17 protein-coding genes are annotated in these 17,324 nt (G+C 47.6%); 14 read left to right on the top strand and 3 right to left on the bottom strand.

Translation table 11 applies throughout. From position 1 onward, the window contains the following. Window positions 1-32: 32 nt before the first annotated feature. Window positions 33-1,367, top strand: coding sequence for a SpoIVB peptidase (gene spoIVB / locus AB4124_RS10055; RefSeq protein WP_430201598.1), 1,335 nt, complete (start codon window positions 33-35; stop codon window positions 1,365-1,367). A 196-nt stretch (window positions 1,368-1,563) separates the two neighbouring features. Next, complete coding sequence (gene spo0A / locus AB4124_RS10050; protein WP_076320894.1) at window positions 1,564-2,367, top strand: sporulation transcription factor Spo0A; 804 nt, start codon at window positions 1,564-1,566, stop codon at window positions 2,365-2,367. Window positions 2,368-2,612: 245 nt separating this feature from the next. Here the strand turns inward: spo0A and AB4124_RS10045 are convergent, their stop codons facing one another. Next, window positions 2,613-3,515: an ArsR/SmtB family transcription factor gene (locus AB4124_RS10045; RefSeq protein ID WP_076320895.1), complete on the bottom strand. Its 903-nt coding sequence runs from the start codon at window positions 3,513-3,515 to the stop codon at window positions 2,613-2,615. A 283-nt stretch (window positions 3,516-3,798) separates the two neighbouring features. On the opposite strand from AB4124_RS10045, the gene AB4124_RS10040 reads away from it, so the two are divergent. The 6 genes from AB4124_RS10040 to AB4124_RS10015 all read left to right on the top strand — a co-directional run bounded on the left by AB4124_RS10040 (window position 3,799) and on the right by AB4124_RS10015 (window position 9,429). After that, complete coding sequence (locus AB4124_RS10040; protein ID WP_441972677.1) at window positions 3,799-5,040, top strand: extracellular solute-binding protein; 1,242 nt, start codon at window positions 3,799-3,801, stop codon at window positions 5,038-5,040. Window positions 5,041-5,122: 82 nt separating this feature from the next. Further along, the gene (locus AB4124_RS10035; protein WP_441972676.1) at window positions 5,123-5,998 is read left to right on the top strand and encodes a carbohydrate ABC transporter permease; all 876 of its coding nucleotides are present in this window, start codon (window positions 5,123-5,125) and stop codon (window positions 5,996-5,998) included. A 54-nt stretch (window positions 5,999-6,052) separates the two neighbouring features. After that, on the top strand, window positions 6,053-6,964 hold the full coding sequence (locus AB4124_RS10030) for a carbohydrate ABC transporter permease (protein WP_441972674.1): 912 nt from the start codon (window positions 6,053-6,055) through the stop codon (window positions 6,962-6,964). 79 nt (window positions 6,965-7,043) lie between these two features. Further along, the gene (locus tag AB4124_RS10025; protein ID WP_441972672.1) at window positions 7,044-8,018 is read left to right on the top strand and encodes a glycoside hydrolase family 43 protein; all 975 of its coding nucleotides are present in this window, start codon (window positions 7,044-7,046) and stop codon (window positions 8,016-8,018) included. A gap of 243 nt (window positions 8,019-8,261) precedes the next feature. Beyond that, window positions 8,262-9,149 (top strand): NAD-dependent epimerase/dehydratase family protein, encoded by an 888-nt coding sequence (locus AB4124_RS10020; RefSeq protein ID WP_430113014.1) that lies wholly within the window; start codon window positions 8,262-8,264, stop codon window positions 9,147-9,149. 67 nt (window positions 9,150-9,216) lie between these two features. Further along, complete coding sequence (locus AB4124_RS10015; RefSeq protein ID WP_441972670.1) at window positions 9,217-9,429, top strand: hypothetical protein; 213 nt, start codon at window positions 9,217-9,219, stop codon at window positions 9,427-9,429. A gap of 173 nt (window positions 9,430-9,602) precedes the next feature. On the opposite strand, the gene AB4124_RS10010 is transcribed toward AB4124_RS10015, so the two are convergent. After that, complete coding sequence (locus AB4124_RS10010) at window positions 9,603-9,908, bottom strand: DUF2627 domain-containing protein (protein WP_076320902.1); 306 nt, start codon at window positions 9,906-9,908, stop codon at window positions 9,603-9,605. A 157-nt stretch (window positions 9,909-10,065) separates the two neighbouring features. On the opposite strand from AB4124_RS10010, the gene lpdA reads away from it, so the two are divergent. From lpdA to lipB, 5 genes are all read left to right on the top strand, one after another. Next, entirely contained in the window at window positions 10,066-11,487 is a 1,422-nt protein-coding gene (gene lpdA, locus AB4124_RS10005) for a dihydrolipoyl dehydrogenase (protein ID WP_441972668.1), read from the top strand. 179 nt (window positions 11,488-11,666) lie between these two features. After that, window positions 11,667-12,695 carry a thiamine pyrophosphate-dependent dehydrogenase E1 component subunit alpha gene (locus AB4124_RS10000; protein WP_076320904.1) on the top strand — a complete coding sequence of 343 codons (1,029 nt, stop codon included), beginning with the start codon at window positions 11,667-11,669 and terminating at the stop codon, window positions 12,693-12,695. Window positions 12,696-12,698: 3 nt separating this feature from the next. Next, window positions 12,699-13,685 (top strand): alpha-ketoacid dehydrogenase subunit beta, encoded by a 987-nt coding sequence (locus AB4124_RS09995; protein ID WP_430201607.1) that lies wholly within the window; start codon window positions 12,699-12,701, stop codon window positions 13,683-13,685. Between the two features lie 17 nt (window positions 13,686-13,702). Then, a complete protein-coding gene (locus AB4124_RS09990) occupies window positions 13,703-15,109 on the top strand; it encodes a dihydrolipoamide acetyltransferase family protein (RefSeq protein ID WP_441972665.1) in 1,407 nt (468 codons plus the stop codon). A gap of 121 nt (window positions 15,110-15,230) precedes the next feature. Continuing rightward, window positions 15,231-15,911, top strand: a complete 681-nt coding sequence (gene lipB / locus AB4124_RS09985) for a lipoyl(octanoyl) transferase LipB (protein WP_441972663.1) — start codon at window positions 15,231-15,233, stop codon at window positions 15,909-15,911. Between the two features lie 26 nt (window positions 15,912-15,937). On the opposite strand, the gene prli42 is transcribed toward lipB, so the two are convergent. Continuing rightward, window positions 15,938-16,039, bottom strand: a complete 102-nt coding sequence (gene prli42, locus AB4124_RS09980) for a stressosome-associated protein Prli42 (RefSeq protein WP_144023401.1) — start codon at window positions 16,037-16,039, stop codon at window positions 15,938-15,940. A 109-nt stretch (window positions 16,040-16,148) separates the two neighbouring features. Here prli42 and AB4124_RS09975 point away from each other — a divergent pair, with 109 nt between their 5' ends. Continuing rightward, complete coding sequence (locus AB4124_RS09975) at window positions 16,149-17,279, top strand: tripeptidase T (protein ID WP_441972661.1); 1,131 nt, start codon at window positions 16,149-16,151, stop codon at window positions 17,277-17,279. The last annotated feature ends 45 nt before the right edge of the window (window positions 17,280-17,324 follow it).

Genomic DNA, 17,324 nt, shown 5'->3' with positions numbered 1-17,324 from the left:
AGCGAAAGAAGAAAAAGGGAGCGTGACAGCCATTGAAGCCCAACCTCAGGAGAAAACTGCTCGGTTTCGTTCTTGCTTTCCTTCTTTGTTTCATTGGAACTGCTGATCCTGTCCAGTCTTTTGCTTCATTGCCTAATGAGCTGAGATTGATTTCCGGTCAGCAGTCCCGTCTTGATGTTGCCATGCCTGTTCAAGCCCTCGCTTCAGTTGATCGCCCGGATGTCCTGCAGCTCAACGGCTCCCGCGAGTCAAAACTTCAAGTATCGCTAAAGCATCCACTTCAGCTGAATCCCCAGCAAAGCGGAAATGCCGAAGTTACCCTGAAATTATTTGGTAAAATTCCTCTGAAGACAGTTCATGTGAAGGTGATCCCCGAGCTCAAGGTGATTCCTGGAGGTCAGACCATCGGCGTCAAAGTGAAATCCTCCGGTATACTGGTCGTTGGACATCATCTGGTACGCGTTCAAAACGGTGCTAAAGTGTCCCCTGGAGAAGCGGCCGGCCTGAAGGTTGGCGATCTGCTGACCACGATGGATGGAAAGCCGCTTAATGATGTAACAAAGGTTGCTGATATCGTCGAGAAGGCTGGTAAAGCCAATAAGCCATTGGATATCTCCTTCAAGCGGGGCGGCAAAGAAATGACAACCAAGCTGAGCCCGGCATATGATCAAGAAGATCAAAGCTGGCGCCTTGGTCTGTATATCCGTGATTCTGCAGCAGGTGTAGGCACTTTAACTTTCTACGCACCTCACCAGAAAGTCTACGGGGCTTTGGGCCATGTCATTACCGATATGAATACTCAAACACCCATTGATGTTGGAAGCGGCCAAATTGTTCAGTCCAACGTTACATCCATTAGCCGAAGTGAAGAAGGCGAGCCGGGAGAAAAACGGGCAACTTTCACAAAAGACGGCAAGATTTTGGGCAATGTTGAGCGCAATACCCATTTTGGCATCTTCGGTAAAATGAATAATCTTCCTGAGCATGGTTTGTATCAGGAGCCAATTCCGATAGCCTTATCTCATGAGGTCAAGGAAGGACCGGCAGAGATTTTAACGGTCGTTGAAGGACAAGAGGTTGAGCGATTTACAGTGGATATCGTTCATGTATCTAAACAGGATGCTCCCGCAACGAAAGGGCTTGTAATCCGTATTACCGATCCAAGACTGCTTAAGAAGACAGGCGGGATTGTACAAGGCATGAGCGGTAGTCCAATCGTTCAAGATGGCAAGCTGATTGGAGCGGTTACGCACGTTTTTGTAAATGATCCTAAATCGGGGTATGGATGCTTTATTGAATGGATGCTTCAGGACTCCGGCGTACTACAATCTACAGAATCATCTCCTCAAAATCTTAAGGCGGGTTAATGCCTTGAGATTTTTTGTCGTAAAATAACGAAATAGAGATTAATTTGAAACAAAATATTTAATTATAAATCAACTTCAAAAAAAAATAAAGAAAAATAATTTTCGACAGAAGGAATTTAAATCACTATGTCGAAAACTTTATACACAAGAAAAATATTCTAAAATAACAACTGATCTGATAAAGGAGGAGCACGAATTGCAAAAGATCGAAGTATTATTGGCAGACGACAACCGTGAGTTTACAAACCTGCTTGGTGAATACATTTCGGATCAACAAGATATGGTGGTATCCGGAATCGCTTATAATGGCGAAGAAGTACTGAGTATGATTGAGGAAACGGGAAAAGTACCGGATGTGCTGATCCTTGACATTATTATGCCTCATTTGGACGGCCTTGGCGTACTTGAACGATTACGCGATATGAATTTGTCTCCGCAGCCGAAAGTCATTATGCTTACGGCATTTGGTCAGGAAAATATTACGCAGCGAGCTGTACAATTAGGTGCTTCCTATTATATTTTGAAACCGTTTGATATGGAGGTGCTCGCGAGCCGCATTCGTCAACTTGTTGGCTCGTCCAGCAGCATTTCTTCAGGCGCGTCATTTACAAGTATGAAATCCAATGTGGTTCCTATGGGCAAAGGCAAAAATTTGGACGCGAATATCACTTCGATTATCCATGAAATAGGTGTTCCTGCTCATATCAAGGGCTACCAATATTTGCGTGAAGCCATTACCATGGTATACAACAATATCGAAATTCTTGGGGCGATCACCAAGACTTTGTATCCAGCGATCGCAGAGAAATTCAAAACAACGCCTTCTCGTGTGGAACGTGCAATCCGTCATGCTATCGAAGTAGCCTGGACTCGCGGAAACATCGATTCCATTAGCCATCTGTTCGGCTACACCATCAACATCAGCAAATCCAAGCCAACCAACAGCGAGTTTATCGCGATGGTCGCTGATAAGCTGAGAATTGAGCATAAGGTGTCTTGAAAGGGTAAGGATGAGGAAGGGATTTAGGGTAATGTAAGTGGTTGCTCTAAATGTCTACCTGCGCGGAACATTGAAATCACTCCTTTATTGGTTGCGATGTCGTAATCTGTGAAGGAGTGATTTTATTGTTTGGTCATGGACTTTCAATAACAAAAACAAACCAGCCGTTAATCCGGCTGGTTTGTTTTCATTTCGGTAACTTTACCCGGTAAACGTCCTTCGATGTTACGTACCTTCGATTGGCCTCACAGATAATACATTTTGAACTGGATATCCTGCTCGTGGTTTCCGAACTTCTTCCCGAATAAGGTGGCGCCTCCAACGTGTCTTGCATCTTCCTTCACTTCAATTCGGAAGGTCCAGCGATCACAGGTTGCATCCAAATCATCTACAGATACAGCAGAGAGCGGGTCTCCATCGATATACGTACCGTGGCTCGTAATTCGTATCGTCTTTAGCAGTCCATATTGGTTGATGTTGTGCGGCCACCATGCAGGCGTATATTTCCCCCGCGTATCTGCAAAATCCCCCGGGCTTGTCCAGGTGCCAAGTTCGACCCCGTTTAAGGAGAAGGTAATGTCGGAAGGCCAGACATCATTGGAAAAAGGAAATTCTGAGGAAATCTCTAAACTGATTTCGAACTGCTGCAGCTTTTCATCCTTTTGAAGGAAGTTAGCGATGTTGTATTGGATAAAGCCCTCGGTAAACCACAGGATTTCTGCATCCACTCGCTTGGGATCCATGAAGTATTTGGGTTCGTCTACCCGCCCGATAAATTCCTTCTCGGTCGCAAGGCCGCAGGTAGGCTTCAAGTCATAGTCCGTGTAATGTCCAATCGGCACGGAAGCCTCATATGAAGCAAAGGAATGAAAGATTTTTTTGGGGAAGTTGATTTCGATATGATCCACCTTCAGGATCGAAATTTTCTGTTGGCCTGATTTTCCCGGTACTTTTTCTGTGCGGATAATGCCTGCATCTTCGAGTTTTTTAATATGTTTTGTCACAATCGGACTGCTGATTTGAAGTTCTTGGGCCAAATCTTTGATATTCATTTTGTTTTTGGAGAGCAGCTGAATAATCTTGATTCGAACTTCGCTGGCCAAAGCCTCGTAAACCACAAGCGATGACTTGTCTATTTCCAATTGCATATGACCACTTCTTTCAACAAGTTTTTTCATTCAAAATTCATTAACTAATATGCATCATACCACATGCTTTATTAACCTGCATATAAATCTCACCATTTAATACAACAAAATTTCAATATTATGATTAACATATAAGTTAATTAAATAAAATATTATCGATTAAGATTTGCATTTATGTTATTGACACCGTTTTCAATACGAGTGTATACTGAACCAAAGTTAATCGTTTTCATCATCCAGGCAGGTGAATGATTAACCAAATGATTAGTAATAGGAGGAGAGTTTGTTGAAGAAAAAAATGGGGGTTTCACTGATACTTGTATTGTTAGCGGTAGCGGTATTAGGAGGATGTGGCAACGGGGATAAGAACACCATTACCTTTTGGACGCCTTTGACGGGTGATGACGGGGCTTACATGGATCAACTTGTGAAGGATTACAACGCCACCAATCCCGAGTACAAAGTGAAACATGTGATTACCTCGGATATGTATACAAAAATATCAACTGTTCTTAATTCAGGCAAAGGCGTTCCTGATTTGTCCATTATTCATGCGGATCGCGTTCCAAGCTTCGTGAAGCAAGGTGTGTTGGAGCCGATGACGGCAGTCATGCAAGCACAACCAGAATTGAAAGCGGATAACTATTTGCCGCAGGCCTGGGCAACCGGAAACGTAGAGGGCACCCAATATACAGTACCGCTTGATATTCACAGCAATGCGATGTATTACAATAAAAACTTGCTCAAAAAATACAATGTTGAAAGCTTCCTGGATGATGATGTCGTGACCATTGATGAAATTTTGTCGCTGCAAGGCAAGTTGGATGAAGGCGATTACGTGATCAATGACGCTCTCTTGGGCTGGGTTGTGTTAGCGCAAATCCAGAACCTTGGCGGCGACATTCAACAAAATGGCAAGCCGGCCGTGAACACAGAAGCCATGAAACAAGCGTTTACGGAGATTAAAAAAGTATCAGATGCGGGCTTGATGACCCCATTTGGTGAGGACGGCTATCTGATGTTCCAAGCTGGAAACGTTTTATTTTCCACAGACGGCACATGGAGCTCGACGGCACACGCAACAGTGGATGGATTGGACTTCGGCGTAACCAACATTTATTCGACGAGTGCAGACAAGTATACAAACCGAGCCTCTTCGCACTTATTCTCCATGCTGAAGAACGATAAGAGAACGGACGAAAAAGAGCAAGCCATTGGTCAGTTCCTGGAATTCATCCGCCAAAACTCGATTGAGTGGGCAAAAGCGGGACAGATCGTAGCGAGTAAACAAGTCATTGAGAGCCCGGAGTACAATAACTATATTCAGTCATTCTTTACCTCCAACGAAAAAGAAATTGAATCCTTGTACATTTACACCTACGAGTACTATCCATACGTAGCGGAGGCTGTAGATACATACGCAGCGGATATCGTACGGGGCAATGTTGACATCGACGAAACCCTGGCGACGATGCAGAAATTTGTAGAGGATAAAATCGCGGAAGGAAGCAGTGCCGCAAAGTAAATGACAGCAGAGCAGATTGAAAAAAAGAAAAATGTCCTTGCTTTCATGACACTTTTCTTTTCCAAAGGAGAAATGAAAGGGTATGAATAAGAAGTCGTTGACGCCTTATTTCTTTGTAGGTCCCCATCTGATACTTTTTATCGTATTTATTCTATTGCCAACCCTATACGGGATCTATGCTTCCTTTACGCAGTGGAATCTGATCAATGACCCTGTGTGGGTTGGGTTGGCCAACTATAAAACGATTCTGTTTGACTCGGAGTCCACCTTCTACACCCAATTTATGAACGGATTAAAAAACACGCTGATGTTTGTTGTTCTAAGTGTACCTATATTAATCATCATTCCGTTAATGATTGCCGTATCGCTGGAACACAAAAAAGTGAAGATGAAAAATGTCATCCAGTCCATTCTCTATATTCCCGGACTCATTTCGATCTCCGCAGCGGCACTGATCTGGTCTTTAATCTTCAATAAGCAGCTTGGGATCACGAATAATATCTTCGGCTCTGAAACAGTCTGGGCAGCCAACCAGCCCTATGCCTGGCTGATCATTATTGTCATTACGGTGTGGGGCGGAGTCGGTGGGAACATGATTATCTACCGGGCTTCCATCAGCGGGGTATCCAAAGATTTGTATGAATCGGCCGAGATGGATGGAGCGGGGCCTGTCCGCAGATTTTCAAGCATTACGCTGCCTTCCATTCGTTTTCCGCTGATCTATACCTTTGTTATGACGACAGCCGGAGCCTTTAACGTATTCGGTCAGCCATTAATGATGACGGACGGAGGACCTAGACAGAGCACAACCGTGTTGATGATGTACATCCGGCAGTTAGCCTTCGGTCACGGGGAATCGATTGCCGGCATGGCTTCCGCGATGGCAGTTTTGCTCGGACTGGTCATTCTCGTCATTTCAGCCCTTCAGTATTATGTGATGAACCGAAACGCGTCCTAGCGGCACGTTCAGCTTGCAAACGACGGAAACGATAAAAGGTAGGTGTACTGTGCAATGTCGAACCCGGTAGTACATGAAGTAAACACGGATTCCAAGCTTGGTCGCTCGGGTCCGAAGAAGATTTCATCCAACAAAAGCGTGTCCAAATATATAGCTTACGCATTTCTGATCATCCTGTGTGTGATATGGGCAATTCCGGTCATATTTGGCATCACCACATCTTTTCGGTCCCAGGCGGAGGTGGTTTCCAGCGGTTTCCGACTGCTGCCCGATAACTGGATTTTCGATAATTATGTCACGATCCTGCAAAACACGTCGACCGCGCCCATCCTGCGCTGGTTGATGAACTCCGTATTTATTGCAACGATGCATACGCTGCTCGTGATCGTTGTCATTTCCATTACCGGTTACGGATACTCGCGCATGAACTTTAAAGGAAGGGATACCTTATTCTTTACCTTGCTTGGGATTTCCTTCTTTCCCGGGGTAGTGAATCTGATTCCGTCTTATAAAATCATTGATGCACTGGGATGGGTGAATACATCTTGGGCGATGATCATTCCAGGTTTGGCCGGGATGGGGAACATTTTTTTGGTCAGACAATTCATGATGGGCGTTCCCAAGGATCTGGATGAATCGGCGCGTGTTGATGGCGCGGGAGATTTTAGAATCTATTCCTCTATTATTTTGCCACTCATGAAACCTGTATTGATTGTATGCGGATTGTTTTCATTTACGGGTTCCTGGAATGATTTCCTCTGGCCCGTTATCGTGTATACCGATGTAGAGAAGATGCCCGTCACAGCAGGACTGCTGTTGTTACAGGACATTTACGGCAATTACCGCATGATCGGACAATTAATGGGTTCTGCGATTCTGGCCATTATTCCGACGCTGCTGTTGTTCCTGTTTGCCCAGAAATATTTTGTCCAGTCGATCAACTTAAACGCAGGCATCAAAGGATAGCAAGAAGATTGGACTCATAGAAACAAGTAAAAATAGAAAGCTAGCGGAAGTCAAACTATAAGGTATAGGAGTCGTCACCATGTCTGAATTAAATATAAAAAATCCCCTGATCGAACAGCGGGCAGATCCGTGGATCTATAAACATACCGATGGTTATTATTATTTTACCGGTTCCGTGCCGGAATACGATCGAATTGAGCTTAGACGCTCGCAAACGATACAAGGACTCGCGGATGCCCAAGGAATTACGATCTGGCGCAAGCATGAGTCAGGCCTGATGAGTGCCAACATATGGGCACCCGAGATTCATTATATGGATGGAAAATGGTATGTATATTACGCCGCTGCCCATACTTCAGAAACGAGAGGCGGATTGTTCGATCATCGGATGTTCGTATTGGAGAACGTTTCGGCGAACCCGCTTGAAGGGGAATGGGTGGAGAAAGGGCAAGTGATCACGAAGTGGGAATCTTTCGCCCTGGACGCAACAACGTTTGAGCATAAAGGCAAACGGTATTATGTATGGGCACAGAAAGATCCGGGCATTCCAGGCAATTCCAATCTGTACATCTCATTGATGGAGAATCCCTGGACCTTGACAGGGGAACAGGTATGCATATCGATTCCCGAGTACGACTGGGAGAAGATCGGGTATCTTGTAAATGAAGGGGCCGCCGTTCTTAAACGCAACGGGCGCATATTCATGACTTATTCCGCGAGCGCCACAGACCACAACTATGCGATGGGGCTGCTGACAGCCGATGAGGACAGTGATTTGCTGAATCCGAGCTCCTGGGTTAAATCGCCTGTACCCGTATTTAAGACATCTGAAGCCAATGGCCAATATGGGCCGGGGCACAACAGCTTCACAATTTCCGAGGACGGCTCGCAGGACATACTGGTGTACCATGCAAGAAGTTACAAGGAGATCGTGGGAGATCCACTATATGATCCGAACCGTCACACGCGCGTACAGGTCATCGGGTGGAACGCTGATGGAACACCGAATTTTGGGGTGCCGAGAGCGGATCATGAACCGGTCTCCAAGCCATGATGCCGACTTTGTAATTGGGGTTATAGACCGGATGGATTTGCAAACATCAGACCGACTGAGCTTAATAGCTTGGTCGGTTTTTTACATTTTAGGAGGTAAGGAGCATAATATAAAGTAGGAAAAAAGAAGGAGTCTTCGATATGGATGGAGAAAAAAGGACAGATCGATTTATGAGATGGTTAAGGATGTATTAAGCGTAGTTCTATTAACATATTCTTATTTCCTGGTAAGGAGGAATTATAAATGGCAAAGATATTAGTATTTGGCGGGACCCGCTTTTTCGGTAAAAGGCTGGTTAACCGGCTGCTGGCTAAAGGCGATGCCGTTACGATTTTGACGCGTGGACATCACCAGGATTCATTCGGAGGTGCCGTTGCGCGGCTTACCGTGGATCGGAAGGACCCGGAATGCTTAAAACAGGCAGTGGGAAGCCAGGACTTTGATATCGTATATGATAATATATGTTATACTCCGGAAGAAGCGGGACAAGCTGCAGACATCTTTGCCGGACGAATTGGACAATACGTGCTGACCTCCACGTTATCGGTATATGATTTTGCGGATCATCCGGTAAGGGAAGAGGAGTTTGATCCCTACAGATACCCTGTTATGACGAACGAAAGCAGGGACTACAGCTATAAGGAAGGCAAGCGCCAGGCAGAGGCGGTATTATTCGGTCGCCATAATCTGAATGTTACGGCTGTCCGGTTGCCGATTGTGCTGGGGCCGGATGATTACACGCGAAGACTGCTTTTTCATATTGAGCATGCAGCGCAGGGAGAAGCGATTGGATTGCCTGATCCAGACGCACAAATCTCGTTTGTGCATGCCGAGGAAGCAGCGGAGTTTCTGGAATGGGCAGGTCAAGTGCAATTGGAAGGTCCGGTAAATGCTTGCTCCAGCGGAACGATTTCGGTCCGGGAAATGATGAACTTGATTCAGCAGGAAATTGGTAGTGCGGCACCCCTGCAGTCTTCAGCAGCACCTGATCACATGTCTCCGTTTGGAATTCCGGGAGATTGGACGATGGATCATGGCAAAGCGGCAGCTGCCGGGTTTAAATTCTGGGATTTGCACGACTGGATGCCGAAATTGATTGCGGAATTGTCCGCCGATTTAAAGGTTCGCTAGCGAAAGTGGCAGGATTGTTATCATTTGAAGAAAGATAAGAGGGAAGTGCCCTGAAAGGAAGATCAGCATGAACGACAAGATGGAAGCATGGAAAGAGCGTATTCGAGAGGTAGAATCCAAGGGAGACTTATCTCCGGAAGCCCTAACGTTAATCCATGCGATGTATGAAGAGCTGGAAGCTTTGACGAAGCAAAATTTCAATCTGCGGAAAACCGCACTGAAAGCGACGTCCAGAGAAACAAGAATGTCGAGTAAACTGAAGGGCGCACTGATGGAATAAACGGCGGAGTCCAGAACATATGATAAACACCAGGGAGGCTCCCCGGTGTTTTTTTGGAAGATATCATAAAGTGTAAACATACGAAGCATGGGCTTCCTGATATCGCAAGAAAAATTACAGCTAACCGCGGTCTGTCTTCTTTGAAGTACGTCGATAGACATTTTTTTTATGAATTAGTTTTTAGATGGTGTTCCTGACTTTGGGGCCTGGCGCTTCTTTTTGAATCTTGGTCCAACGTAATTTCGCTTGCGGTCCCGGAACAGAATCCAGCCGCCCAAGAATCCGATACCGATGACAAACAGCGCCAACCCGCCTAGAAAAGATAACCAACCGAAAGCGGGGTTTGCCACACTGTCATCCCCATGAACGGAAATATATAGAAAAACCGCATCTTTCATCATTAAGAAACCCATCATTGCCATAAAACCCGGGATAACCAAAATCAAGATGGCAATAAAGCGGGAAATTAACATTTTCATAAAAGATTCCTTCCTGCGACTGATGTAATGAACTACCGTTTATCATACCTTTTTCATAGGGTAATGTCTATTTCGATTATGGGTGATGATTTTGTAATCCGAAAAAAAGAGAGTACAATGAAAGGGTATAATTGGACTTATTATGGAGGTGCCGTTTGTGGCGATAACATGTGATGTAGCAATTCTTGGCGGGGGAACCGGTGGATATGTTGCGGCCATCTGTGCAGCCCAGCTCGGTAAAAATGTGGTCATCATCGAGCAGGACAAACTGGGGGGAACCTGCTTGCACCGCGGCTGTATTCCGAGCAAATCATTGCTTCGGAGTGCCGAGATGTATGCGGAAATGAAGGATAGCGAGAGCTATGGAATCGAGACGGACGGGGTCCGGCTATCGTTTGACAAAGTGCAGAAGCGCAAAGACGGTATCGTCGATAAGCTGCACCAGGGCGTTCAATATTTGATGCGCAAAAATAAAATTACCGTCGTGCAGGGCAAAGGGAGAGTTATCGGCCCGTCCATCTTCTCTCCACGCAGCGGGGCCGTAGCGGTTGAGCTTCCGGATGGCGAGATGGAAACGGTGGTTCCCACTCATCTGATCATCGCGACCGGCTCGCGTCCGCGTCACTTACCGGGGCTTGAGCCTGACGGCATACATATACTAACAAGCGATCATGCGCTTCAGTTGGATGAGCTTCCTACATCCATCATTATCGTAGGCGGTGGCGTAATCGGCGTGGAATGGGCTTCGATGCTGAATGATTTTGGCGTTCAGGTCACAATTGTAGAAGCTTCGTCCCATCTGCTGCCAGCAGAAGACGAGGAGATTGGACGTGAGCTGACAAAGATGCTCACCGCCAGAGGCGTAGAGGTGATCACCAACGTATCACTTCAAACCGACAGCTGTGAGATTCGGAATCAAAGTGTGTCCATCACGATCGAGCAAAAGGACGATACAAGAACATTGTCAGCGGACAAGCTGTTACTCTCTGTCGGAAGAATCGGCAATACTGAAAATATCGGGCTTGAGAATACCGACGTTCGGGTTGCAAATGGCGTCATTGTGGTAAATGCCAACATGCAAACAACGGAGCCCCATATTTACGCGATCGGCGATTGCATCGGGGGTCTTCAGCTTGCTCATGCGGCAAGCCACGAAGGGATTGCAGCCGTGAACCATCTGGCAGGCGAGAAGACGGAAGCCTACCGCAGCGAATGGATCCCTCGCTGTATCTATACCCGGCATGAGGTAGCCAGCGTCGGACTGACGGAGAAGCAGGCCAAAGAACGCGGACATGAGATCCGGATCGGTAAATTCCCGTTCTCGGCGATTGGCAAATCGTTGATCCACGGAACGAAGGAGGGGTTCGTGAAGGTCATTGCCGATCAGAAGACGCAGGATATTCTGGGCGTGCATATGCTTGGACCGCATGTAACCGAGCTGATCGGCGAAGCGGCACTGGCACAAGTACTGGATGCAACTCCATGGGAAGTGGGTGCGGCAGTACATGCCCATCCATCATTATCCGAAATCATCGGCGAAGCGATGCTTGCGGTGGATGGACGAGCCATCGGTTTGTAGGGATAAGAACATCCTTTTGTGGAATCCCTCATTTCTTTTTGCCGAGAAAGGGATTATAATAACATTAAGCCAAGTCTTAGTACCAGGTTTTAATACTTGATCAAACACGCCCTTTAACCTCATGTTATGAGGCCGATGATCAAGCCTGAAGTCATGGCTCACATAAAGGAGGGATCTCCATGAAAGAACATGAAACGGTTACGGCAAACAACAATAGGCATGAGCAGCTTGGACTGACCGACGGACAAGTGCTAGACATGTACAAATATATGGTGCTGGCGCGAAAATTCGATGAGCGCAACCTGCTGCTGCAGCGTGCGGGCAAAATTAATTTTCACGTATCCGGTATCGGGCAGGAAGCATGTCAGGTTGCTGCTGCTTTTGCCCTTGACCGGGAGAAGGATTACTTTTTACCCTATTACCGCGACTATGGATTCGTATTGACAGTGGGCATGACGCCTCGCGAACTGATGCTGTCGGCTTTTGCCAAGGCCGAGGATCCGAATAGCGGCGGACGGCAAATGCCGGGACACTTTGGTAGTAAACGACTGCGAATTGTGACCGGCTCCAGCCCTGTAACAACACAGCTTCCGCATGCAGTGGGTATCGCGCTGGCGGCGAAGATGCAGAAGAAGGACTTTGTATCGTTTGTTACGTTTGGCGAAGGCTCAAGCAATCAGGGGGATTTTCATGAGGGCTGCAACTTTGCGGGCGTTCACAAGCTCCCTGTCATTATCATGTGCGAGAATAACCAATATGCCATTTCGGTGCCGCTTCATAAACAGATTAGCGGGAAGGTAAGCGACCGCGCTCTGGGGTATGGATTCCCGGGCATTCGAGTAGACGGCAACGATGCGCTTGAGGTGTATGCGGCCGTGAAGGAAGCGCGTGAACGTGCGATTCGCGGAGAAGGCCCGACGCTGATCGAATCCATGATGTACCGTTTGTCTCCGCATTCCACATCGGATAACGATTTGGCGTACCGGACAAAAGAAGAGGTCGAAGAGAACTGGAAGAAAGACGGTGTCGCCCGCTTTAAGAATTATTTGGTCGACTGCGGGCTCTGGGACGAAGCACGCGATCAGGATTTGATCGCACAATTAAACCTGGAGATCAAAGAAGCGACGGAATCTGCAGACTTGGCTCCATTTCCGAAGCCAGAAGATACGCTTCTTCACGTATATGCCGATGACGAAGGGAGCGTGTAAAGGATGCCAGTAATGGAATATATCGATGCAATTCGTCTGGCCATGAAGGAAGAGATGGAGCGTGACGAGTCCGTATTTGTGTTAGGCGAGGACGTAGGCGTCAAAGGCGGCGTATTTACAACCACCAAGGGTTTGATGGATCAGTTCGGAGAAATGAGGGTGCTCGATACCCCGCTCGCGGAGTCCGCGATTGCCGGTGTGGCTATCGGCGCAGCCATGTATGGCATGAAGCCGATTGCCGAGATGCAATATTCGGACTTTATGTTCCCGGCAACCAATCAGATTATTAGCGAAGCAGCGAAAATCCGCTATCGTTCCAATAACGATTGGAGTTGTCCTGTCGTCATTCGTGCACCGATTGGCGGCGGAATATTCGGGGGGTTGTACCATTCGCAGTGCCCGGAATCGGTGTTCTTCGGAACGCCGGGACTCAAAATCGTTGCGCCGTACTCGGCCTATGATGCGAAGGGGCTGCTGAAAGCCGCGATACGCGACCCGGATCCGGTATTGTTCTTTGAGAACAAGAAATGCTACAAGCTGATTACTGGCGATGTACCGGACGATGATTACGTTGTACCGATCGGCAAGGCGAATCTGCTGCGCGAAGGATCGGATATTACGGTGATCAGCTACAGCATGCCGCTGCACTTTGTGATGCAGGCTGCTGAAGAGCTAGAGAAGGAAGAAGGCATTAGCGCGCATGTACTGGATCTGCGTACCATACAGCCGCTTGATCGGGAAGCGATTATTGAAGCGGCCCGTGCAACGGGTAAAGTGCTGATCGTTCATGAAGATAATAAGACCGGCGGCGTCGGTGGGGAAGTATCCGCGATTATTGCGGAGCACTGCCTCTATGACCTGGATGCCCCGATCATGCGCTTGTGCGGTCCAGATGTACCGGCTATGCCAATCAGTCCGCCTATGGAGAAATTCTTCATGCTTAACAAGGACAAAGTCAAAGAATCCATGCGTCAATTGGCGCTTTATTAAGAACAGGGAGTGTGAGCATGTCCGAAAATCAGAAATTGACCGATGTTACGATGCCTCAGCTAGCGGAATCCCTTGTTTCGGCGACCATTGCCAAGTGGCTGAAGAAGCCGGGGGATGCCATCGAGCAGTACGAACCGATCTGTGAAGTCATTACCGACAAAGTCAATGCCGAGATTCCATCCACCCTGGACGGCGTCATGGGAGAGATTCTTGCCCAGGAGGGCCAGACCGTCAATGTTGGCGAGATCATTTGCCGGATTTCTGTGGCTTCTGGTCAAGGTGGAACTCCTTCGCCACAGCCAGCAGCAAGTGCTCCCGTGAGTCAGCGTCAGGAAAGCGGAAGCGAAGAGGGTTCGATGCGTTTCCGATATTCCCCTGCTGTGCAGACGCTGGCAGCGGAGCATCAGATTGACCTTTCACAAGTACAGGGATCAGGCATGGGTGGCAGAATCACCCGTAAGGACGTACTGGCTTATATTGAAAAGGGAGGAGCAGCCCAAGGCCAAGGCGCTCCTGCCGGAGCAGCACCTGCCCAGAGCGCCCAAGCGCCGAAGGAAACGGTACAGCCGAGCGGAAATTCGCCGTTTCAGGGGTTGCAGCATCAAACGCCTGCGGAACCTTCGCCTCCTATTGGCACAGCCATTCCGGATGTGCGTCATTCCGGGCTGCACTTGACGGAATCGCCTAAACTTCCGACCATTGAAGTGGAAGGGATGGAAGGCGGAAGATCCGAATACTTTATTGATGTTACGCCGATGCGTAATGCGATCGCCAGAAACATGCGTCAAAGCGTTACGGAAATTCCGCATGCATGGACGATGATTGAAGTCGACGTGACCAACATTGTGCTGCTGCGTAATCAGCTGAAGGATGAATTCAAGCGCAAGGAAGGGGTTAATCTGACCTACCTGGCATTTTTGCTGAAAGCCGTTGTAAACGCAATTAAAGATTATCCGATCATGAATTCCTTCTGGGCAGTGGATAAAATCGTGGTGAAGCGCGATATCAATCTGTCCCTGGCTGTCGGAACAGAGGATTCCGTGCTGACGCCGGTCATCCACCGTGCCGATCAGAAGAATATTGCCGGCTTGGCAAGAGAGATCGAAGAGCTTGCACGCAAGACCCGTGAAGGTAAGCTGAAACTAGACGACATGCAGGGCGGTACCTTTACGGTGAACAATACGGGATCCTTCGGTTCGATTCTGTCCTATCCGATCATCAACTATCCGCAGGCTGCGATTCTGACGTTTGAATCGATTGTCAAAAAACCGGTGGTTATCAATGACATGATCGCTGTCCGTTCGATGGCGAATCTGTGTTTATCTCTGGATCATCGGATTTTGGATGGGGTAATCTGCGGAAGATTCCTGCAGCGGGTTAAAGATAACCTGGAAGGTTATACACTGGATACGAAGCTTTATTAATTTCGTCTATGATCTGCGGACCTGATTCTTCGGAAGAAGGTTCGCAGACGTCATTCATACCGACGTCAATCGCAGGACATTCATTGGTTAATGGGAACCCTATGAAAGAAGGCGTTAGCACATGAACAAACCGTTAGATGTATCGTACACGCCGATTGTAGATTATGGCATGGCTTGGGAGCTTCAGAAAAAACATGTTTCCGCCATCGATCAGGGAGAGCAGCACGAGCGATTAATGCTCCTCCAACATCCTCCGACCTATACCATGGGTTCACAGCGTCATCCGGAGCACTTGCTCTTAAGTAAAGAGGAATTGGAAAAACAGGGCATCGGCCTGTTTGAAATCGATCGTGGCGGAGACATTACATATCATGGTCCAGGGCAGCTTGTCGGGTATCCGCTGTTACTGCTGGATGGCGGCAAAAATTTGAATCTGCACGGATTTCTGCGCGATGTGGAGCAGGTCATCATCGAATACCTGGCATCATACAACATCGAAGCCGGCCACAAACCCGAATACACCGGGGTATGGGTAGGGGATTTGAAGATTTGCGCCATCGGCGTTAAATTCAATAAAGGCCGCCAGCATCGAGGATTTGTGACGAGTCATGGTTTTGCGTTTAATATTAAATCCGGAATCGCAGACGCGGGTTTCGCAGGCATCATTCCTTGTGGTATACAGGAATACGGTGTAACTTCATTGGAGGACTGCACGGGGCGGATTTTTGAAGTAGAGGAAGTAGCCCGGGAGATCGTGCCTTTCTTCACCCGGGTATTTCCATATGAGGCTCGTTGGTTGTAACTTTAGGCGTTCGTAAATGCAGAGTATCAGCGAAAGAACAATGGCTCAAGGATAACCAGCAGTGTTGATCCGACCATAGCAACCAGCATGAGATAGATAACAATTCGAAACCACTTTTTACGTTGCATTGTGTAACTCCTTTGAAATAGGTTTAATGATGAACATACATGCAGCAGCATCATTTAATAGAGATAGATATAAACATTGTATCGTATCTGCGAAAGAGAGGGAAGTCCAGTGATCTCAGAAGAGCGTATCATCCAAGAGTTTATGGAATTGGTTCAGGTCGATAGTGAAACTAAGCATGAAGAGGAGATCTCCAACGTTCTCAAACATAAATTTTCCAGTCTTGGTTTTGATGTCATCGAAGATGATGCCAAGGAAAAGACAGGACATGGAGCAGGGAACCTGATTATTACCTGGAAAGCAGACGAGACGGCCCAGCAAGCGCCTAAGCTGCTATTTACCTGTCATATGGATACCGTAACGCCTGGTAAAGGCATTAAGCCGACGCTAGGTGATGACGGCTGGATTCGAAGTGACGGAACGACCATCCTCGGTGCGGATGACAAAGCGGGCATCGCGGCATTGCTGGAAGGTATTCGGGTCATCCAGGAAAATAACATCCCTCATGGACAAGTCCAATTTGTCATTACGGTAGGTGAGGAGTCGGGACTGGTGGGAGCTCGGGCGCTTGACCCTGATGTTTTGGATGCGGATCTCGGTTTTGCCCTGGATTCCAATGGTGAATTAGGATCTATCGCAGTGGCCGCACCGACCCAAGCGAAAATCAAAATGATCATCAAAGGCAAGTCAGCTCATGCCGGAGTGAATCCGGAGGATGGCATCAGTGCCATCCAGGTCGCTTCTAAAGCGATAGCCAAAATGAAGCTGGGACGCATCGACAAAGAAACCACGGCAAATATCGGCAAGTTCCAGGGCGGGGGCGCAACCAACATCGTCTGTGACCATGTTCAGATTGATGCTGAAGCACGCAGTATCGTTCAAGAGAAAGTGGATAAGCAAGTGAACGATATGCGTGAGGCGCTCGAAACCACCGTTCGTGAATACAACGCCAATTGTGAGTTCATTAGCGAAATCGTATACCCGGCCTTCAGTTTTAACGAACATGATGAAGTTGTTCAGCTTGCGCAGCGGGCCATCGACGGCTTGGGCTTGCCAACCCGCACGTTCCGGTCCGGAGGCGGTAGTGACGCCAACATTTTTAACGGCCTTGGAATCCCAACCGTCAATTTGGCAATTGGATATCAAGACATTCATACCACGAAAGAGCGTATTCAAGCTTCTGATTTGATCAAGGCTGCCCAGATCGTGGTGGGGATCATTCAGGAAACGGCTAAGGCTTAGTTGATCATTAGATCATATGAAAATGCATAAAGCCCGCAGCGGACG

This window comes from Paenibacillus sp. 2KB_20 (assembly GCF_052115765.1).
Classification (GTDB): domain Bacteria; phylum Bacillota; class Bacilli; order Paenibacillales; family Paenibacillaceae; genus Paenibacillus_AQ.
Note: the sequence above shows the minus strand (reverse complement) of the source record. Positions and strands in the feature narration are given on the sequence as shown.